The sequence below is a fragment of the Exiguobacterium aurantiacum genome (assembly GCF_024362205.1).
GTDB lineage: Bacteria > Bacillota > Bacilli > Exiguobacteriales > Exiguobacteriaceae > Exiguobacterium > Exiguobacterium aurantiacum_B.
Genome location: NZ_CP101462.1, coordinates 3,011,036 through 3,031,468 on the forward strand (window position 1 = coordinate 3,011,036; position 20,433 = coordinate 3,031,468).

The following is a 20,433-nucleotide window of genomic DNA, read 5'->3' on the forward strand; positions in this document are numbered from 1 at the left end:
GTTTTGAAAGGAGTTCGCTATGAACCAGCAATCTTCAGTATTTAAAGCCTCCCACGGCGTCATGACCGAGGAAGTCGGCGTCATCAGTGGAGAACTTGAATTACGGACGACGTGCCAGGAAGACGGCACGCTCGAGCTCGCCATCACGTATGTCGGGGCGGCCGAGTGGTATACGTTACCGGGGAAAGACTACAAACTACATGACGTGCGTGACCACGAGGTCGTACATCGCTTGCTCGTAAACGTCCTCGAGCGGGCATAACAAATGAGCCGACACGGCATCGTGTCGGCTCATTGTTTGTACTTGTCTAATAGTGTCTTCGGGATATGGCAGTAATCATCCGGGCATCGCGCGAGCCGGTCTTGATGCTCGTCCGCGCTTCGGATGTAGTTCGTGAGCGGCAACACTTCGAGTGCGATCCGGTCGACATCGTTCCGTCTGTGGATAAACGCACGGGCCGCATCCACATGGTGAAGATCCTCGCTATAGACGCCGGTCCGATATTTCTCCCCGACGTCCTCGCCTTGACGGTTGACGCTGTATGGGTCGATGATTTCAAACAAGTAATCCATCAGTTCATCCATCGTGACGATGTTTGGGTCAAACGTCGTTTTGACGCATTCCACGTAGCCATCATATTTTCCATCGAGCGAATCCGTCGTCCCATTCGCTCGCCCCGCTTCTGTCTCGACGACGCCCGGTAACGTCTTGATGAACGCCTGCACGCCCCAGAGACAACCTCCCGCTAGATATACAGTTTGCATATAATCTCCCCTTTTAAATTTTAGTAACTAAATCCCACAATTATGCATAAATACGCTACGATAAAATAAATCATTGATTGGTGATCAGATACGGAGGACCTACTTTGAAAAAACTCATGTTGACCACACTTTGGACCATCACGTTCGTCGCGAGTATGTACTATGTCGCGACGGGAGAATCATTCGTCTCAATGAGCCAGTCCGTTTCCGTTGATCACAATGAAATCGAACGCTATTTGACGACCGAAGTGATGGAACCAAACTTCGGCGGCGGTGTATGGACCACGTACAAAATCCTAGACACGAATACAACGAAGAGCGAGGTCTATGTTTGGGCGCTCATTCAAGAGTATGTGCAAGAAGGTGACCGCTTCGAGCAGGGATCGGGCATGTCAGCCCCCCTTGTATTATACATTGATAGCGATGACGAATCATTTACCATTCAAGGCCATCGCTTACCTGGAGACGGTTCATCTTATCCGACCGACTTATGGACGCTGTTCCCGGTCCATGTTCAACTCGCGATTTCTCCGCATCCAGATGGCCTCGTAACCAAATTGCATACGCAAATGGAACAAAAACTTTCGCAAAGCCAGCATGCGAAAGACGGAAAGGAAGATTGACTTGAAAATCACGACACGCGCGATGCTCATCTCGACCGCGCTTCACCTCTTGTATCTCGTCGCTACGTTCGGAATCGGCTTCATCCGCACGCTCAATTACGAACCCGACATCATCGCCGAGGCGGATAATGTCGTCGTATTGCAAGATGAAACCATAATCGGGACGACCGGCACACCGTTCATCTACGTCTTCACATGGATTGGCCTAGCAATCGTTCTGGCGCTCGGGATGTTCACAGTTCAACGAATTCGCCAAACGCGTTAAACATGAACGGAATCCGAAAGTATTCTATTACATTTGTTGTAGAATTCAATTCAGGAGGGATGTCGGTTGAATATCATTCAGCAGATCAGACAACTCTACACTCCATCGCATGACTTAAATCACAGGGTTCGGTTCTACCCGGACACGCTTTAATATATACGTGTCGTTCTAGCCGACTTGATTGTTCATCCCCAAACCTCTTGCAACGTATATCGAAATAAATCATTCAGTTGTGCCGTTGGATCATTTACTTGAACGTCCAGCGATTCCACATATGCTTCAAAACGTTGAATTTCTCGTTCTACAAATTCGTTAATGACGGTAATCCGAGGTTCTAAATCAAACTCATCTCCGGCCAACTTTCGCTCTAATAATCGATCAATCGAATGCTTTAATTCACCATCTTTTAATGAATCCTCTAAAAGGACATGAAAACTAATCGGTGGTGCCGTATTATATTTTTCAATCCACTGGCAAGCCAAAATCGGACGAAGCACGTAAAAATATTTTTTGATACGAACTACCCGTCCTTGCAAATATTCACGATAGTTGTTTTTTGCCATATTTAAGTAATGATGTAACATCGAGTTCGGATAAAATACATCTGATTCTAGCGCTCGCATATTATCTATAAGCGTGTACTGTTGATAGTAGACAATCTCACTTCTGAGCCATTCCAAGAGAGGGGGATTGTTCTTTCTAAATAAACGCAATGCTTTCGTGATTTCCCAACCACTGATGTCTAATAAATCGTTAATCGGCTCTTCAATTACATCACGCTTTTGTCCAATGCCTTGAGGATCGATGGCTAAATACCACTCAGGCAGATGAATGTAGATAAATCGAACATCATAATCGCTGTCTTTTGAAGGGAATCCCCAGGCTCGGCTGCCAGACTCAACCGCATATAGAATTTTTACACCGTACTTCGCTTCAATTTCTATTAGTTTTTGCTGGATTATTGTATGCATTAAAGAGATCTCTTTTGTAATTTAGACGTTAGTTGTTTATTTATGTATGATTATAGCGGAAATGGAGATGAGTCAATGACCTATGTCTGCCCTGTCTGTGGATTTGATGGATTAGATGAACCTGCTTACAACAAATTTAATGATCCTTCATTTGAGATTTGTCTATGTTGCCAATTTCAATTCGGAGACGATGATGACATCGAAATTGAAGAGGGTTTGTTTATGCAACGTGAAGAGACACACACTAATTATCGAAAGGCTTGGATTGAAAGTGGAGCTCCAATTTTTCAGACTGAATATTACCCAAAGCAATTCCAATACGATGGTGCGGTAACGAAAAAACACTTGATTGAACAACTGAAAAATATTCATATTTTTGAGGAACAATAAACATTCAATGATCTAACGATGTTGTTAAAAAGACCACCTGTGATCTTCTGGTAAGCATTCATCACACAGCAGTTTCCCTTCAAAAGTTGCTCCATTACACAACTGTAACAATGGATTACTTTTTTCTCTGTCCGTTGTCCAGCGCCTACAAGTCGCACATTGTCCACAGTTCATTGAAACTGGATCCAAGATAACCGTGGAGCAACTTTCCCATTCCACATTCACTTCATTCGTACCTATTCTGATTTTTTGGTCATGAAACAGCTCATTCGTAATTTGATCAATCATCCCAAAATCCTTATGTACTTCAGTCTCCTCTACTTCTACCAAAAAAGATGCATTGATCAAAACTGTTTTCTTCAAAGTGAAGACTCCTTTCAGACATTCAACCCCTGTCACTTTTAATTAAAGTGGGTATTTGATCTTCAAAGCCATAAAATCTTTTTAATATGATTAGTATTCAGTTGTCTAAAACATTCACCTGTAAAAAAAGCGTCAAAGACAATGATTTACCTTTGACGCTTAAGAGAATATATGTGTAATTACTTATGACACGGTCCTCTATAGTACATTTTAATTAGGTTTTTTAACTTTTATAGAGAATAAGCTTTAAAGACAAAGCCTGTTTTAGGACGCACGTCTCTCTTGTAAATAGCCCCAGTGACTGCTACGCTCAGCCTTTCTTCACGCTTAAGACGGTCACTGTTAGCAATATGATTGCCATTCCACATAGTTGAACAGCGTTGAGTGTTTCACTGAGGATAAAAAATCCAAAAGCGGACGCCGTGACTGGTTCGACCATGGCAACAACAGAAGCCGAAGTAGGTGACGTTTTTTTCAAACCTACTACATATAAAAAGAAGGATACCCCCGCGCCAAAGATCCCTAATAGAACCATCCAGAACAAGTCTGGTGAGTAAATGACGGATACTGCTTCATTCAAGTCTGTAAAAATCAACATAATTAGCGTAAATGTCAGAAAAGCGATGACCAAAATCCCTTGTGGTTCTCCATGCTTTGAAGCATATTTGAAACCAAAAATAAACAAAGCATATGATAGCCCGGCGCCTAAGCCTGATAGAATTCCAATCACTGAAATTTGATCGGACCCCACATTGTAAACTTCTGTCAGCAAAACGACACCCACCATCACGAAAACGATTGTTATGAATTTGAAGAGAGAAGGTTTCTCCAACCGAAATATAAACGAGATAAGGAGAACAAAGATAGGTGCCGTATACATCAAGGCCGCTGCTACCGCGACGCTTGATTCTGAGATGCTAACAAAGTAAAAAACAAAATTTCCTACTATCCCGATGCCTGCTACGATGGCCCAAAGGCTTAAACGCTTGTTTAACCGGACTGGTCGAAATACAAACCAGATTAGAAGACATATTAACCCTACAGTTCCTCGGTAAAAAGAAACGACCAAAGGGTCCCAACCTTTACTCATTAAAAAGCTACCGAGCCCACCAGAGAGACCCCATAAGATTGCGGATAAAAAGACTAATCCTATACTCAGATGACGCACGATTTACACCCCCACATTACCTTGTGAAGGTAACTATACCTCTCACTAGAAGAGTTATAACTTGGTTTTATGAATAGTGCGATTTGTCTTACGCGTAAACTTTGAAATAAATCACAACAGACCATCTAGGCTGGTTACTACGCAGCGTGCTAGATGGTCTGTTGTGATCTCTTATGCTTACTTATGGTACGGTTCATTCCGGTTGATCCGATACGCCCGATAAATCTGCTCACACAAAACGAGCTTCATCAACTGATGCGGGAACGTCATCTTCGAGAATGAGATCGTATCATCCGAGCGTTTCATGACATCATCCGACAATCCGAGCGAGCCACCGATGACGAATGCGATTTTGCTCTTGCCGTACGTTGCCAAGTTGTCGAGCTCACGGGCGAATTCTTCGCTCGTCCGCTGTTTGGCGTTGATGGCCAGAGCGATCATATGCGTGTCCGGACTGATTTTCGCCAAAATCCGCTCGCCTTCTTTTTGTTTTACTAAAATCATGTCCGCCTCACTCAAATGCTCGGGTGCTTTCTCGTCCGCAACCTCGATTTCCTGCACTTTCGCATAGGCCGACAAGCGTTTTGTGTACTCGGCAATCCCTAGTTTCAAATACTTCTCTTTTAGTTTGCCGACCGTGATAATTGAAATATTCATCCAATTCTTCCTTTTTCCACAGTTTTTTTGGAGTTATCCATAGGGTTATCCACAGAGTTATCCACAAATCCACATGTTGATAATCATTTTTTGCTTGACACAACATATGTTGCGTCGGCATCGCAGAACTCACATGTCACTTGTCCACTTGTGGATAGTTCTTCAAGCAACGGGTATTCCCCCGTCTCATCGACAATGATATCTAAAGCGATTTCAACATGTTCCTTGCATACTTTTTTTTCCACAGGTCTTCCTCCTTAAAAAAGAAGCGTCGCCGCTCCTTTACGTTGCTTCAGTTAATGTCGCCTCGGTCTTGCCTGCCTTGCCGCGCCGCGTATATTCGATCGTGACGTTATCCCCAACCGTGGCGTCTCGATACAGCGCGTCTCGTAAATCGACGTAACGTTTGATGTCGCGGTCACCGATTTTGACGATGACGTCACCGACACGAAGGCCTGCCTCTTCGGCTGGACTTCCGGGCGTGATCGCCTCGACGAACACCCCGTCCTCGTTGTCAAAACCAATTCCATACTCTTCCCGGACGTTACCCGGTACGGCGATGACTTCTTGAATCGTGACGCCGAGCTGGGCCCGTGTCACTTTCCCATCACGCTCGAGCATATCGATGACCGGCAACGCGACGTTGACGGGAATCGAGAAGCCGACCCCTTCGACGCTCGCCTCGGCGATTTTCATCGAGTTGATGCCGACGAGCTCGCCGCGGATATTGATGAGTGCCCCGCCGGAGTTCCCTGGATTGATGGCAGCGTCGGTCTGGATGACCTCGGCGTTATAATCCATGAGGCCGTCACTGTTCGTATCGACCGGTACGGTGCGTTCGACACCACTGACGATACCACGGGTGACCGAGTTTGAAAAGACGCCGAGCGGATTCCCGATCGCCATGACTGTCTCACCCGCCTGGAGCACGGTCGAGTCCCCGAGTGCAATCGGGGCGACGTCGATATTGGCCGGCAGTTCGACCGATGCGACGGCCAAATCGTTGAGTGGATCTTCGCCGAGAATCGTCGCCGAAGCGACTTGTCCGTCGGCAAACGCGATGTTGATCTCATCCGCTTCCTCGATGACGTGGAAGTTCGTGACGATATACGCCGTGTCACCGTCGACCTTGTAAATGACACCAGAGCCCGCTCCAGCCTCCCACTGCGAGTCCGAGGTGAACGCCCGCTGGATGTTCGTGATGCTGACGACGGACGTCTTAGCCCCCGTCACAGCGCTCGTGATGTCAGATTCCGTGATGGTGACGGCTTGCTCGGTTCGAATGAGTTCATTCGTCACAAAACGAGAGGTTGGGGAATCCCAGAGCATCATCGCCAAAAAGAACAAAGCCGCTCCTAAGAATCCGCCAACCCCTCCGAGTAACAACGGTTTTAAATTCATTCGCGGCTTATGGCGCACGTGTTCTTCTTGTTTCGGGCGCCACTCGCTGCGAGATGGGTACATCGGTTTTACATCGTTCATTGTATCTGCTTCGTGCTCTAAAGGTTCGACGTCTTGAGGTTCATACTCATGGTGTCTCTCTTCATTCACGACGCGTCCCCCCTTCAAGACAGTGTGTTATCTGTCTTTTCCCAAGTTCGCTTATAAAGAAACGAGCGAAGTAGGGGTCGATGGGTCGGTGTCGCACAATTTGATGCGACCGAGGTCGACATCGCGCATCCCGAGTGTTTGCGAGACGCTCATTTGAGCGAGTTCTTTCATGTTGTTATCTTTACTGAGGTGAGCCAAATAAATCCGTTTCGTCTGGTCCCCGATGACCTCGCTCATCGCGATGGCCGCGTCTTCGTTCGAGACGTGACCGTAGTCCCCGAGAATCCGACGCTTGACGCTCCACGGATAACGACCCATTTGGAGCATCGAGACGTCATGATTCGATTCGAAAATAAAGTCATCGGCCCCGCGGATGACACCTTTCATCCGGTCGGACACATAGCCCGTGTCGGTGATGTGGGCCAAGCGTCTGCCGTCATGGGCGAACTGGTAAAACATCGGGTCGGCCGCGTCATGGCTGACGTTGAACGACTCGATTTCGATATCCCCGAACTGTTTGATCTCGCCCACTTCGAAGTGAAACTTCAAGGCCGGGTCGATCTTCCCGATCAAGGATTCCATTGCGTCCCACGTCTTCGCGTTCGCATAAATCGGTAAATTATATTTTCGAGCGAGAATCCCGACACCTTTAATATGGTCGGAGTGCTCATGCGTGACGAGCAGTGCATCGATACCGTCAAACGATCGGCCGATTTCGGTGATGCGTTGTTGCATCGCCTTTCCGGTCAATCCGGCGTCGACGAGCAATTTCGCCCGTTCCGTCTCAATGTAGAGGGCGTTCCCGGTCGAACCGCTCGCAAGCACACTATAGCGTAAAGTCACTCGATCACTCCTTTCATTCTTCTGAATCAAATTCGACCCGTTCGACGGTCCCATCGATCGCATTGACGAAGTACACGTCCGCGTCGATTGTGATCGACCAGAGCGGCGGCATGATAATCAAGCTGCCGGAACTGTCGAGCGGCAGGCTATAGAAGCCCGTGTTAATGGCCCGCATCTCTTGGTTCGGCTGGAAGTACTTCCGGGCCGCGAGTTGCGAGATCGCCTCGCTCGCTGTCAAGACGAGATCGTCTTGCGACTTCGAGGACAAGTTCGTCAAATGACGTTGTTTATAGTCGGTCACTTCAAGCGCTTCGTTCAATTGAAGCAACAGGAGCGACGGACCGATGTATTGCTCGGTCTCCCCATCGATTTCGGGGTTCGAGAAGATCTTATTGTTCTCATACGTCTGTACGAAAGCGACTTGACGCGTCTCGGCGTCATAGCGCCAGTACGCGTACTCGGAACCGAACGGGACGTACTCGGAGACGAACGTCGACGCGGTCGTCCGTAAATCGTCTTGATCGAGCGGGACCGGCTGTTTGAGCTCGACTTCGAGTTGCATATTATCGAGTGTCGTCGCCAGTTGGGCTTCTCGGTTCTTCGTGATCATCGAGGCCGACATCTGTTCTGACGACCCCGTCAAATATCCGATATCCCGGCCCATCCGCGGCAACTTCGACGCATCGACGTTCCGCTGGTCCAAAATTTGCGCGATCGACGTATTGTCGTTCGTCACGACCTCGGTCGCCCACGTTTCTGTCAAGAGCTGGAACAACAGGTAGATGTTCAGCGCGAGGAAGGCGAAGAGAAGAATTGTTTTCGCTTTACTCCAGTCCACGATACATCATCCTTTCTGTCCAGTCCTCCGGTTGATCGAATGGGATCCATCTCCCGGCTTCCCGAACGAACCAGTTCGGGGAGAACGTCACGTAACGGCTCGTGTCTTCATTGTATTCGATCTCATAACCGAGACGAATCTCAGTCACATTTTCAAATCGTCCGGCGTTGACGAGCGTATCGATCACATCTTGGCCATCCGCGAGCTGCGTCGTCCCGACCGAGATCAAGCGATCGATTTCGAGGTGGTGCCGAGTGATCGACCGGACTTGCGTCCCGTCGTTCTCGACACGCAACGTCGACAAGTCGACGGCGTCGTTGTTGATGAACGCTTCCCGTTGACTGAACACCGGGAACCCCTTCACGTGAAACCGGAACACGGTCGTCTCAAAGCCTTTATTGGCCGGCGTGATCGCATCGAATCGGAGCGACAAGCCTTGGCTCTCCGACGTCTCATCGACCCAACCCCCGTGGAAGTTGACGAACTCGACGATCGTGTCGAGTCCGATGACCGACTCCTGCTCCGAACTATTGCGTGATAAGTTGCGATAGCGGCTCGCGTTCAGGTTCGCATCGTATTCGGCGACGCTAATCCCGTTCGTGAGGGCGCCGACAGAGCTGGCCGGGTCGACTTCCTGTACGTTCGGGTCACCTGGGAAGAACGTATCGCGCATCCAATCGAGGCGTGCCGCGATTTGAATTTGAGATACGTCGTACGCGAACAGCTCGTTCATCTCGGGTCCGACGACAGGGATATAGTTGACGCGTTCATCCGTATACGTGACGCGTCGCATCGATCGGTCCGAATCTTTCAGGAACAGGCTGTTGACGTCACCTTGGCCGACTTTCGATAAGCGGCCTTCCCAGAGCGACTGGTCGCTCATGATCGTACGGATGCGCCACGTGTCGTTCTCCATAAAGATGAGGGCCCGCTGCGGTACTTTCCCGGACAGGCTATACGAACCCGGGATCATGTAGCTAAGCGTGTCCGCATAATATGGCTCCGGTAAAATCAATTCGACAGCCTGGTCGACACCTGCATACAAACTCGGGACGTTCTTGACGGCGAGCGGTTTGAATTCGCTCGCTTCAAACGATTCCCGGATAACGCGCATAATCTGTTTCGGCGTGTTCTTCGTGGCGAAGACGGCGTTATTCTCATGGACGACCGTCTGGGCCGGCACGATGACTTGTCGCGCCTGGCGTTGCAACGACTCATCCACCGTCGCGACTTGCGTCTCCGATTGAACCGACTGATACTTCGGATGATAATCCCACAGGATGACCGTTTGGACGATGGACGTGACGATCAAGGTGAGCAAGACGAGCGATTTCACTAGTTCTGGCTTCGCCAAGAAGCGTGGTCGTTCCATCAGTCATTCACCTCCACGATCGTGTCGAACGGGATGGTGAAGTAAATCGTCGTCCCTCGTCCAAATTCACTCTCGGCCCAGATGTCGCCGCCGTGAGCCGAGACGACTTCTTTGGCGATCGACAGGCCGAGTCCGGTCCCGCCGATATTGCGGGCCCGGGCCTTGTCGACCCGGTAGAACCGTTCAAAGATTTTTTTCAAGTTCGATTTCGGGATGCCGACCCCTTCATCTTTAATGCCGATGACGAGTCGCTTAGCACGGAGCATCGTCCGGAACGTGATCGTCCCGCCTTCCGGCGAGAACTTGATCGCGTTCGTGATGATATTGTCGATGACCTGTGTCATCTTATCCTGATCGGCATGGACGTATACCCGGCGTTTCATGAGCTTGCGGCGGAACTGGATCGTCTCGCCTTTCGTCATCTCATGCCGATCGATGATGTCGTTGAAGAACTGGATAAAATCGAACTTCACTTTCTGCATCGTATACTCTTTGCTGTCCATCTTCGACAGTTGCAATAAGTCATTGACGAGGCGGATCATCCGCTCCGTCTCGTTCTGTGTCGTCTCGAGGAAACGCGGGGCGAGCTCGTCATCCTTATACGCGCCTTCCGCGAGTACTTCGAGGTAACTCCGCATCGTCGTGAGCGGTGTCCGCAACTCGTGGCTGACGTTCGCGACGAACTCGCGGCGGTCTTGCTCGACTTGTTCTTGCTCGGTGACGTCGTGCAAGACGACGATCAGGCCGGTAATCGGTCCGCTATGCTTCTGAATCGGCGAGAAGTAGGCGCGGACGAGGAACAACTCTTCGTCCGTACTGAGGTCAATCAGTTTCGGCGGCATCGTCCCGTCTTCAGGGATGACGATCTCGTCGTCAAACTCGAGCAGGTTCTGCAGGTTCGCTCCCATCGCCTCTTCTTCGGCGAGCCCGATCATGTCGCGGGCCTGGTCGTTCATCAAGATGACCCGGAGCGAACGGTCCGTCGCGACGACCCCGTCCGACATGTTCTCGAGGACACTCGTCAAGCGGCGTCGTTCTGCTTCCGTCGTCGCATTCGCCTCCATGAGTTCATCGGTCAATTCGTTGAACGCGTAAGCAAGTTGGCCGACCTCATCGTCGGAATAGACTTTAACTTTCCGCGAGAAATTCCCTTTTCGCATCTCGACGGCTTGACGACGCATATCCGCAATCGGTCGCGTGATCGTCCGTGACAGCAACACCCCAAGGATTGATGTGATGATGAGAGCAATCAGCGTCCCGGTCGCGAGAATCCTCGTCACTTGTTCCATCTGGTTATAGATGGACTGCATCGACGCCTCGATGTAGATCATGCCGGTCGTCGTCCCATCGACCTCAGATTTGACCGGAACGGCAACGACACGCATGCGTTCGTTCGAGTCTTCATAGACGAGCGTCTCTTGCGCCCCGCTCGTCGCAAATGATTTTTGAATGAACGAGTTCGCCGTCCGTTGTCCGACGAGACTCTGGTTGTTCGGATTCGACGTTGCCCGGACGACACTGTTCGTGTCGATAATCTGGACTTCGCGAATGTCGTCAGCTAGCGTCGTGCTCTCCGTAAATTCAGACAGCAGTTGATCCAGTACCTGGTTCAACTGCTGGTCTGAAGTCGAGTCACCGCCGTTCGATGCGATCCCTTCACTGACGTTATAGCTCAGAAGGTTGGCGCGATCGACGAGCGACTGCGAGAAGTTGTTGATGTATTGTCGTTCGAGGGAGCGTACGAAGTACACCCCGATGACTTGCATCGCAACAAGAATGAGCAGCGCATAGATGACGACGAGCTTCCACTGGATAGATTTAAAGAAGTTCGTCCGTTTCATCGTTTAGTCTTCTTCTCCTGCTTTTAAATAGTAACCGACACCACGGCGCGTGATGATATACGTCGGCGTCGATGGGTTATCTTCGACTTTCTCGCGCAAACGTCGGACCGTCACATCGACCGTACGGACGTCACCGAAGTAGTCATAGCCCCATACGGTCTGGAGCAAATGCTCGCGCGTCATGACTTGCCCAATGTTTTGGGCCAGATAATGGATGAGCTCAAACTCACGGTGTGTCAGTTCGATTTTCTCTTCCCGTTTCGTGACCATGTATGAATCCGGATGAATCGTCAAGTCACCGATTACGATGTCATTGGCGTTGGCACCTTTCGTCTCTGGGGCCGGGGCCGTCGCGTGACGGCGCATGTTCGCCTTGACGCGGGCCAAGAGCTCGCGTGAGCTGAACGGCTTCGTGACGTAATCGTCGGCACCGAGCTCGAGTCCGAGCACTTTATCGATCTCAGAGTCTTTCGCCGTCAACATGATGATCGGCATGTCGTACTTCTTCCGGACTTCACGGCACACTTCCATGCCGTCTTTGAGCGGCAGCATGATGTCGAGCAAAATCAAATCCGGTTTGACTTCTTCGACTTTCACGAGCGCTTCTTCCCCGTCATAGGCGACGTGGACTTGGTATCCTTCTTTTTCAAGCTTAAACTTCAATATATCTGCGATTGGTTGTTCGTCATCTACCACTAAAATCGTACGATCCATTCAGTGAGTCCTCCTCTTATCGTTAAACGTACATGTCTATATTGTAACTCTTTTTCTATAGGTTAGAAAGCATGGTCCATTTCCGTGGAAATGAAAAGAGAGCCCCGAGGGCTCTCTGTCTTATGCTTCGTAAATATCACGCAAGATGACCGTCTGCTCACGTGCCGGTCCGACCGAGAACGTCAACAATTCGATGCCTGTCAACGCTTCGATGCGCTTGACATAGTTCTGCGCGTTCACCGGCAAGTCTTCGAACTTACGGATGCCTGTGATGTCTTCTGTCCAGCCTGGGAGCTCTTCGAACACCGGCTTGCACTGCTCGAGCACGCGGAAGTTCGGTGGGTACTCGTCGAGAAGCTTGCCTTCGAACTCGTATGCCGTACAAATCTTGAGCGTCTCAAGACCTGTCAACACGTCAATCGAGTTGAGGCAAAGGTCTGTGATGCCGCTGACGCGGCGTGAGTGGCGGACGACGACCGAGTCGAACCAACCGACGCGACGTGGGCGTCCTGTCGTTGTACCGTACTCTTTTCCGACTTCACGGATCGTGTGACCAATCTCATCGTCAAGCTGAGTCGGGAACGGGCCGTCTCCGACGCGTGACGTGTACGCCTTACAGACGCCGACGACGTGATGAATCTTCGACGGGCCGATGCCGGCACCGCTCGATACGCCGCCCGAGGCCGCGTTCGATGATGTGACGAACGGGTACGTTCCGTGGTCGATGTCTAGCAACACACCTTGCGCGCCTTCGAAGAGCACTTTCTGTTCTTCGTCGAGCGCGTTGTTCAACACGACCGATGTATCACACACGTACTTGGCGAACTGTTGGCCGTACGCGTAGTATTCTTCGAAGATGTCATCGAATTCGATCGCATCGACTTCGTACATCTTCACGAACATGCGGTTTTTAATCGCGAGGACCGTCTTGAGCTTCTCGGCGAACACTTCTTTGTCGAGCAGGTCGGCGATGCGAATCCCGATGCGCGCCGCCTTGTCCATATAGCAAGGACCGATCCCTTTGAGTGTCGTCCCGACTTTGGCGTCGCCTTTCGCGTCCTCTTCGAGCTTGTCTTGCAACTGGTGATACGGCAAGATGACGTGGGCCCGGTTCGAGATGCGGAGGTTATCCGTGCTCACACCGCGCTCGTGCAAATACGCGAGCTCCGTGACGAGCGATTTCGGATTGACGACCATCCCGTTCCCGATGACACATGTTTTGTCCGAGTAGAAGATCCCCGATGGAATCAAGTGAAGTTTATACTTCGTATCGTTGAAGACGATCGTATGACCAGCGTTGTCTCCCCCTTGATAACGCGCGACGACCTCGGCCTGCTTCGATAAGAAGTCCGTGATTTTCCCTTTACCTTCATCGCCCCACTGCGTTCCCACTACGACTACTGATGACATAATGAATCCTCCTTGTAGATAAACGTTCTATTCAAACCATCCGTAAGTGTACACTTGCTCTTGTTGAAAGTCAACCTAATACCGAACGATATTTTTAAGTTGTAACCTTTCGTTCGTTATTGAGGTGTCATTTCTCGTCCAATCATGGAATTCTTCAAAATCAAAATCCATTTAGGTCTAAAGACCGACCAAAAAAGGCGACGTCTCGCGACGTCGCCTTTGGCGGCCCCATTCGTCCTACATCGGCGGCGCAAAGGCTTGCGTCTCCATGTTGACGAATTTGTTGTATTCTTTTCGGAACGAGAGTTTGACCGTCCCCGTCGGACCGTTACGCTGCTTGGCGATGATGATCTCGATCGTGTTGGCGTCTTCACTCTCTTTGTCGTAATAGTCATCCCGGTACAAGAACGCGACGATATCGGCATCTTGCTCGATCGCCCCGGATTCCCGGATATCCGACATCATCGGCCGCTTGTCTTGACGGCTCTCAACACCACGCGAGAGCTGCGACAAGGCGATGACCGGTACTTGAAGCTCACGCGCGATCGCTTTGAGCGTACGCGAGATTTCCGAGACTTCTTGTTGCCGGTTCTCGCCCGGCTTTCCGTTCCCGACGATGAGCTGCAAGTAGTCAATCATGATCATGCCGAGGCCGTGCTCTTGTTTCAAGCGGCGGCACTTGGCCCGAATCTCGTTGACGCGAAGACCCGGTGTATCATCGATATAGATACCGGCTTGTGACAGCGACGACATGGCGAGCGAGAGCCGCCCCCAGTCCTCGGCCTCGAGCCGTCCCGTCCGTAGACGCTGGGCGTCGATGTTGCCTTCCGCACAGAGCATCCGCATGACGAGCTGCTCGGCACCCATCTCCAAACTGAAGATGGCGACGTTCTCGCCGGTACGGACGGCCACGTTTTGCGAGATGTTCAAGGCGAAGGCCGTCTTCCCGACGGAAGGACGGGCCGCGACGATAATGAGGTCGTTGCGTTGGAAACCGGCCGTCATCTTGTCGAGATCGCTGAACCCGGTTGCGATGCCGGTGATTTCGCCGCTCGATTGGTGCAGTTTTTCAATCGTCGAGTAGGCGTCCGATAAGACCGAGCCGATCGGATGGAAGCTTGACTGTCCTTTACGTTGCGAGACTTTTAAAATGTTCCGCTCGGCGTCTGACAGGACGGCATCGACCTCGTCTTGGCGTTCATAGCCGTCCGAGACGATGTTCGTCGCGGTCCGAATCAACCGGCGAAGCGCCGCCTTTTGATCGACGACGTTCAAATAATAACCGATGTTGCCGATGGCCGGAACTGCCTCGGCGATCTCCGCCAAATAGTTCAACCCACCGATTTCATCGAGAATGCCTTGGGCTTGAAGCTCCGAACTGAGCGTGACCAAATCGACGAGTTCGCCGCGGTCGTTAATCTTCAGCATCGCCTCAAAAATCCGTTGATGGCTGACACGATAAAAGTCGTCCGGGTCGACCCGCTCCGAGGCCGTGATCAGCCGATCGGAATCGAGAATGACGGCCCCAAGGACAGCTTGTTCCGCTTCGACGCTATGTGGCGGGGTGTTGACTTGAATCGCATCACTCATACGTTGTCTACCTCACCTTCACGCTTCTTGAACATGAACGTTTAACGAAGCCGTGACGTCATGATGCAACTTCACCGGCACTTTCGTGAACCCAAGCGCTTTGATTGGGTGCTCAAGCTCGATTTTACGCTTGTCGATCTTGTAGCCCATCCCTTTCAACGCTTCACCGATTTGTTTGCTCGTGACCGATCCGAAGACGCGACCGCCCTCACCTGACTTCGTCTTGACGACGATCGTCTCTTTTTCAAGCTTGTCTTTCAACTGCTGGGCTTGCTTCAATTCCTCTTCGGCCGCTTCTTCAGCACGTCGCTCTTTCGCGGCGAATGCCTTTAAGTTACCTGGTGTCGCTTCGACCGCCAAGTTCTTTTTGAAGAGTACGTTCTTCGCATAAGCTTCCGCGACGTCCTTGACGTCACCAGCTTTACCTTGACCTTTTACATCTACTTTTAAAATGACTTTCATTCAGAATCCTCTCCCTCTGTTTCATCTGTCATATAATGATCAATCGCTTCTTGTAATAACGTCTTCGCCTGTTCCCGGCTCACGTTCAATTGCGTCGCCGCGTTCGTCAAATGACCGCCCCCGTCCAGCATCTCCATGATGACTTGAACGTTAACATCGCCGAGCGAACGGGCACTGATGCCGGTCCGGCCGTCTGGCAAGATGGCGATGACGAACGACGCTTTGACGCCCTCCATGTTGAGGAGCTGGTCGGCAGATTGGGCGATCAACACTTGATGATGTACCTCATCGTCCGAGGCGACGGCAATTGCCATACCATCGGAATAAATATCCGTGTTTTCGAGAATATGGGACTGTTCGATATACGAATCGAGATCTTGGCGCATGAAGTGCTGGACGAGCACGGTGTCCGCCCCTTGAATCCGAAGGAAAGAAGCGGCGTCAAACGTCCGCGACCCCGTCCGCAAGGTGAATCCTTTCGTGTCGACCACCATACCTGCGAGGAGCGACGTCGCCTCTAAAATCGACAGCTTGCGCGTACCGGCCTGATACTCGATCAGCTCCGTCACAAGTTCGCACGTCGAGGACGCGTACGGCTCCATATAGACGAGGACCGGGTCCTCGATGAACTCTTCACCGCGACGATGGTGGTCGATGACAACGACCCGCTCCGCGCGGTCTAAGATGTCCCGCGAAATGACGAGGGATGGCCGGTGCGTGTCGACGACGACGAGAAGCGTCTGTTCGTCGATGAGCGGCTGGGCCTCGAACTCGGTTAAGAAGCGGCTATATAGCTCTTCGTCGTTCTCGACTTCACTGACGAGACGTTGAATCCCAACGCTCGTCTCGCCGGCCGGGATGACGACGTACGCCTCACGCCCGACAAACTCGGCCAGTTTCATGATGCCGATCGAGGCTCCGAGTGAGTCCATATCCGGATTTTTATGCCCCATGATGAGGACTCGGCTCGACTCGCGGATCAAATCGCGCATCGAGTTCGAGATGACCCGGGCTCGAACCCGGGTCCGTTTCTCGGTCGGGTTCGTCTTACCGCCGAAAAAGCGAACTTTCCCGTTATGACGTTTGACGACGACTTGGTCGCCGCCACGTCCGAGCCCTAAATCGAGACTCGATTGCGACAAGTTCCCCAGTTCCGTCAGCGTCGTCTCTCCGCAACCGATGCCGATGGAGAGTGTGAGCGGAATTTTATGTTCCTTCGTCGCTTCGCGGACCTCATCGAGAATCGAGAAGCGATTGTTCTCGAGTTCGGAGAGCGTCCGTTCGTTCATGACGAGGAAGAAACGGTCGGCTGCCGTCCGGCGCATATAAATGTGGTATTTTTGAGCCCACTGGTTCAATAGGACGGTCACGCGTCGGTTGATTTCACTCCGCACTTGTTCATCGACGGCGGTCGACATCTCATCATAGTTGTCTAAATACAAGACGCCGATTACCGTCTGCGTTTCCGAGTATTTTTGTTCAATCTCTGCTTCATCCGTCATATCGAACAAGTAAAGGGTTTGATACTCCTTATTGTAGAGGACCCGATATACTCGGTCCCCGACTTCGATGGTCGCTTCGTCCTCTTCTTCCTCAATCAACTCGGTGAACGCCGAGTGAATCGAGTCGATTGAAATCCCGAGTTCCATCTCGAGCTCGAAGATGAGTCGAGACTGTTCATTGAACCAGCTGATGCGACGCGCTTCGTCGAAGACGAGAATCCCGATCGGCATGCCGGTGAGTGCCTCTTTGCCGACGTCTTCAATTCGATGCGACAAGGAATGGACGTATTGTTCCCACGCCTTACGCTCTCGTCGAATCGTCACTTGCTGATAGATGAAAAAAATCAGCGTGCCCACGAACAGGGTGATTGCCGCCACAATGCTGTAGAACGCCAAACCGAACGCGACGAGCAGTCCAATCACATATGGAACGGCGTGACGCGCGTACTGGTTCTTCACTGATGTTATTGCTTCACCACTGTGCATGTGTGCCTCCTAAAATGAGTGGTATTCCACCCATGATGTCTAAATGGTTTCTGCTCTATCATACCATATCCGTCCGTTTCACTTACACTCCTACATCGGCTCAGAAAACAAAAAAACGACCTATCCCGAGGGATAAGCCGTGTGTCAAAAATTACTCTGCAACGTATGGGAGCAAAGCCATTTGACGTGAGCGCTTGATAGCGACAGTAAGTGGACGTTGGTATTTCGCTGAAGTACCAGTCACACGACGTGGAAGAATTTTACCACGCTCCGAAACGAAGCGTTTGAGCAATTCTACGTCTTTATAATCGATATGAGTGATGTTGTTCGACGTAAAGAAACATACTTTACGACGACGACGACCTCCTGGACGACGTGCCATGTGAAGACCTCCTTTTTAGTTTAGTTTCAAATCGACGCGATCAAAATGGAAGATCGTCATCCGATAAGTCGATTTTTCCGCCGCCCGAGAACGGATCGGCTTCAAAACCTTTGTTTGAGTTCGAGGACTGAGATGAAGTCGAAGAAGCGGCTGCGCCCCATCCTGATCCACTTGACTCACCACCACCGAAGACATCTCCAGCCGGTGCTGTATCACGTTGCGTTGAAGCACCGCGTGGTTCAAGGAAGCGTACGCTATCGGCTACGACTTCTGCCCGGTAACGACGTTGGCCATCTTGACCTTCGTAACTACTGATTTGAAGGCGACCGTCTACGCCGGCCATGCTGCCTTTTTTCAAATATTGTGCCACGTTCTCTGCTTGTTTGCGCCAAACGACACAATCAATAAAGTCCGCCTCGCGCTTCCCATCTTGTCCAGTGAATGGACGATCGCAAGCGAGAGTGAAGCGAGTTACGGCAATCCCGCTCTGCGTGTAACGCATTTCTGGATCGCGTGTCAATCGACCAACTAACACAACTCGGTTAATCATCTCAAAGCTCCCCTTTCGCAATATGAAGCGTTAAGAATTAACGCTCGTCTTTAGTTGTCATTTGACGGACAACGTCATCAGAGATCTTCATGAGACGCTCTGTTTCTTGAATCGCTTTAGGCTCAGCAGTGATGTTGAGAAGAACGTAGTGTCCTTCGCGCATCTTGTTGATTTCGTAAGCGAGACGACGTTTACCCATGTCTGTTGTTTTATCAACAGTACCACCGTTTTCAGTGATGACGTTGTTGAAGCGTTCGATTAAAGCTTTCTTCGCTTCCTCATCAACTGATGGACGGATAATGTAAAGAAGTTCGTATTTACGCATTATCTTTCACCTCCTCTTGGACTAACGGCTCCTACCGGTTGTAGGAGCAAGGAGCAAACAATTGTTTTACTCACGTCATAATATACTATCAAACTTCTGTTCATTTTACAATACGTTTCCGTAAAATGGCTTAAACGTTGAAACGGAACGTGACCACGTCGCCATCTTGGAAGACGTACTCTTTTCCTTCTGAGCGAAGCTTCCCTTGTTCTTTGACCGTCGTCATGTTGCCGGCAGCCGACAAATCTTCATACGAGACGACTTCGGCACGAATGAATCCACGCTCGAAGTCCGAGTGGATGACGCCCGCACATTGCGGGGCCTTCATGCCTTGCTTGAACGTCCAGGCGCGTACTTCTTTCTCGCCGGCCGTGAAGTATGTCGCGAGACCGAGTGTCGAGTAAGCGGCACGAATCAATTGATCGAGACCTGACTCTTCGATACCGAGATCTTGCAAGAACTCAAGACGCTCTTCTGGTTCGAGTTCTGAGATTTCTTCTTCGATGCGGGCACAGATGACGATCACTTTCGCCTCTTCTGTCGCTGCGTGTTCACGAACTGCTTGGACGTATGGGTTTTGATCGGCGTCGGCCACTTCGTCTTCACTGACGTTCGCGACGTAAAGCATCGGCTTCATCGTGAGCAGTTGGAAGTGTTTGACGATGGCAAGTTGATCATCTGTCAATTCAGCAACGCGAGCCGGGCGCTCTGATTCGAGGACGGCTTGAACGATTTCAAGCGCCTCGAGTTCTTGAGGTGCACCCTTATCTTTCGACTTGACCATTTTTTGGACGCGCGTGATGCGCTTCTCGACCAACTCAAGGTCGGCCAAAATCAATTCGAGGTTGATCGTCGTGATGTCATCGATCGGTGAGACTTTCCCTGCCACGTGCGTGATGTTGTCGTCTTCAAAGCAACGGACGACTTGGCAAATCGCGTCGACTTCACGGATGTTGGCGAGGAACTTGTTTCCAAGTCCTTCTCCTTTTGAAGCACCTTTCACGATTCCAGCGATGTCTGTAAACTCAAATGCGGTCGGTACGGTCTTCTTCGGTTTGACAAGTTCTGTCAACCGGTCAAGACGCGCATCCGGTACTTCGACGACCCCAACGTTCGGGTCGATCGTGGCGAACGGATAGTTGGCGGCCTCTACACCGGCTTGCGTGATGGCGTTAAATAATGTCGATTTCCCGACGTTCGGTAATCCGACGATTCCTGCTGTTAATCCCACTTGTATTTCCTCCTCATCCGGCTTTCCCGGGAAATGTTGATCCGTCTGTGGAGTGGGTACGTTCAGTACACCACACCGTCACATCCTTCACAATTATAGTTAGTCCTCGATTAAACCGCAACTCACGGTTGTAA

General features: G+C 50.8%; 24 protein-coding genes. 4 read left to right on the forward strand and 20 right to left on the reverse strand.

The annotated features are described in order from the left end of the window. The first annotated feature begins 19 nt into the window (after positions 1-19). On the forward strand, positions 20-262 hold the full coding sequence (locus NMQ00_RS15625) for a hypothetical protein (RefSeq protein WP_255177426.1): 243 nt from the start codon (positions 20-22) through the stop codon (positions 260-262). Between the two features lie 29 nt (positions 263-291). Here the strand turns inward: NMQ00_RS15625 and NMQ00_RS15630 are convergent, their stop codons facing one another. Beyond that, entirely contained in the window at positions 292-765 is a 474-nt protein-coding gene (locus tag NMQ00_RS15630) for a peptide-methionine (S)-S-oxide reductase (protein ID WP_255177427.1), read from the reverse strand. Between the two features lie 104 nt (positions 766-869). On the opposite strand from NMQ00_RS15630, the gene NMQ00_RS15635 reads away from it, so the two are divergent. Beyond that, entirely contained in the window at positions 870-1,388 is a 519-nt protein-coding gene (locus NMQ00_RS15635) for a hypothetical protein (protein ID WP_255177428.1), read from the forward strand. Between the two features lies 1 nt (position 1,389). Further along, positions 1,390-1,653, forward strand: coding sequence for a hypothetical protein (locus NMQ00_RS15640; RefSeq protein WP_255177429.1), 264 nt, complete (start codon positions 1,390-1,392; stop codon positions 1,651-1,653). 185 nt (positions 1,654-1,838) lie between these two features. Here NMQ00_RS15640 and NMQ00_RS15645 read toward each other — a convergent pair whose 3' ends face one another. Next, positions 1,839-2,624 (reverse strand): nucleotidyltransferase domain-containing protein, encoded by a 786-nt coding sequence (locus tag NMQ00_RS15645; RefSeq protein ID WP_255177430.1) that lies wholly within the window; start codon positions 2,622-2,624, stop codon positions 1,839-1,841. A 42-nt stretch (positions 2,625-2,666) separates the two neighbouring features. Here NMQ00_RS15645 and NMQ00_RS15650 point away from each other — a divergent pair, with 42 nt between their 5' ends. Continuing rightward, a complete protein-coding gene (locus tag NMQ00_RS15650; RefSeq protein WP_255177431.1) occupies positions 2,667-3,014 on the forward strand; it encodes a hypothetical protein in 348 nt (115 codons plus the stop codon). A gap of 24 nt (positions 3,015-3,038) precedes the next feature. On the opposite strand, the gene NMQ00_RS15655 is transcribed toward NMQ00_RS15650, so the two are convergent. The 18 genes from NMQ00_RS15655 to ychF all read right to left on the reverse strand — a co-directional run bounded on the left by NMQ00_RS15655 (position 3,039) and on the right by ychF (position 20,299). After that, positions 3,039-3,377, reverse strand: a complete 339-nt coding sequence (locus tag NMQ00_RS15655; protein WP_255177432.1) for a hypothetical protein — start codon at positions 3,375-3,377, stop codon at positions 3,039-3,041. Between the two features lie 310 nt (positions 3,378-3,687). Then, positions 3,688-4,545, reverse strand: coding sequence for a DMT family transporter (locus NMQ00_RS15660; protein WP_255177433.1), 858 nt, complete (start codon positions 4,543-4,545; stop codon positions 3,688-3,690). 177 nt (positions 4,546-4,722) lie between these two features. Next, entirely contained in the window at positions 4,723-5,202 is a 480-nt protein-coding gene (gene rlmH / locus NMQ00_RS15665) for a 23S rRNA (pseudouridine(1915)-N(3))-methyltransferase RlmH (protein ID WP_255177434.1), read from the reverse strand. Between the two features lie 83 nt (positions 5,203-5,285). Then, the gene (locus NMQ00_RS15670; protein WP_021067873.1) at positions 5,286-5,447 is read right to left on the reverse strand and encodes a CxxH/CxxC protein; all 162 of its coding nucleotides are present in this window, start codon (positions 5,445-5,447) and stop codon (positions 5,286-5,288) included. Between the two features lie 37 nt (positions 5,448-5,484). Further along, positions 5,485-6,753, reverse strand: a complete 1,269-nt coding sequence (locus NMQ00_RS15675; RefSeq protein WP_255177435.1) for a S1C family serine protease — start codon at positions 6,751-6,753, stop codon at positions 5,485-5,487. A 51-nt stretch (positions 6,754-6,804) separates the two neighbouring features. Then, entirely contained in the window at positions 6,805-7,596 is a 792-nt protein-coding gene (locus NMQ00_RS15680) for an MBL fold metallo-hydrolase (RefSeq protein ID WP_255177436.1), read from the reverse strand. A gap of 13 nt (positions 7,597-7,609) precedes the next feature. After that, positions 7,610-8,434 carry a two-component system regulatory protein YycI gene (locus NMQ00_RS15685; RefSeq protein WP_255177437.1) on the reverse strand — a complete coding sequence of 275 codons (825 nt, stop codon included), beginning with the start codon at positions 8,432-8,434 and terminating at the stop codon, positions 7,610-7,612. Then, positions 8,421-9,806 (reverse strand): two-component system activity regulator YycH, encoded by a 1,386-nt coding sequence (yycH, locus tag NMQ00_RS15690; protein WP_255177438.1) that lies wholly within the window; start codon positions 9,804-9,806, stop codon positions 8,421-8,423. Before yycH ends, NMQ00_RS15685 begins: the two co-directional genes overlap by 14 nt. After that, entirely contained in the window at positions 9,806-11,647 is a 1,842-nt protein-coding gene (gene walK, locus NMQ00_RS15695; protein ID WP_214824072.1) for a cell wall metabolism sensor histidine kinase WalK, read from the reverse strand. Before walK ends, yycH begins: the two co-directional genes overlap by 1 nt. 3 nt (positions 11,648-11,650) lie before the next feature. Continuing rightward, positions 11,651-12,361 carry a response regulator YycF gene (yycF, locus tag NMQ00_RS15700; protein ID WP_034780323.1) on the reverse strand — a complete coding sequence of 237 codons (711 nt, stop codon included), beginning with the start codon at positions 12,359-12,361 and terminating at the stop codon, positions 11,651-11,653. A 120-nt stretch (positions 12,362-12,481) separates the two neighbouring features. After that, positions 12,482-13,771 carry an adenylosuccinate synthase gene (locus tag NMQ00_RS15705; RefSeq protein ID WP_021067866.1) on the reverse strand — a complete coding sequence of 430 codons (1,290 nt, stop codon included), beginning with the start codon at positions 13,769-13,771 and terminating at the stop codon, positions 12,482-12,484. Positions 13,772-14,008: 237 nt separating this feature from the next. Continuing rightward, complete coding sequence (gene dnaB, locus NMQ00_RS15710; protein ID WP_021067865.1) at positions 14,009-15,361, reverse strand: replicative DNA helicase; 1,353 nt, start codon at positions 15,359-15,361, stop codon at positions 14,009-14,011. Positions 15,362-15,379: 18 nt separating this feature from the next. Next, positions 15,380-15,823 (reverse strand): 50S ribosomal protein L9, encoded by a 444-nt coding sequence (gene rplI, locus NMQ00_RS15715; RefSeq protein ID WP_255177439.1) that lies wholly within the window; start codon positions 15,821-15,823, stop codon positions 15,380-15,382. Further along, positions 15,820-17,811 carry a DHH family phosphoesterase gene (locus NMQ00_RS15720; RefSeq protein WP_441294608.1) on the reverse strand — a complete coding sequence of 664 codons (1,992 nt, stop codon included), beginning with the start codon at positions 17,809-17,811 and terminating at the stop codon, positions 15,820-15,822. Before NMQ00_RS15720 ends, rplI begins: the two co-directional genes overlap by 4 nt. 151 nt (positions 17,812-17,962) lie before the next feature. Beyond that, on the reverse strand, positions 17,963-18,193 hold the full coding sequence (gene rpsR / locus NMQ00_RS15725) for a 30S ribosomal protein S18 (RefSeq protein WP_015880232.1): 231 nt from the start codon (positions 18,191-18,193) through the stop codon (positions 17,963-17,965). Between the two features lie 40 nt (positions 18,194-18,233). Beyond that, positions 18,234-18,743 (reverse strand): single-stranded DNA-binding protein, encoded by a 510-nt coding sequence (gene ssb / locus NMQ00_RS15730; RefSeq protein ID WP_024371077.1) that lies wholly within the window; start codon positions 18,741-18,743, stop codon positions 18,234-18,236. A 37-nt stretch (positions 18,744-18,780) separates the two neighbouring features. Continuing rightward, on the reverse strand, positions 18,781-19,068 hold the full coding sequence (rpsF, locus tag NMQ00_RS15735) for a 30S ribosomal protein S6 (protein ID WP_021067861.1): 288 nt from the start codon (positions 19,066-19,068) through the stop codon (positions 18,781-18,783). 130 nt (positions 19,069-19,198) lie between these two features. Next, on the reverse strand, positions 19,199-20,299 hold the full coding sequence (gene ychF / locus NMQ00_RS15740; RefSeq protein ID WP_214718806.1) for a redox-regulated ATPase YchF: 1,101 nt from the start codon (positions 20,297-20,299) through the stop codon (positions 19,199-19,201). Positions 20,300-20,433 lie beyond the last annotated feature (134 nt).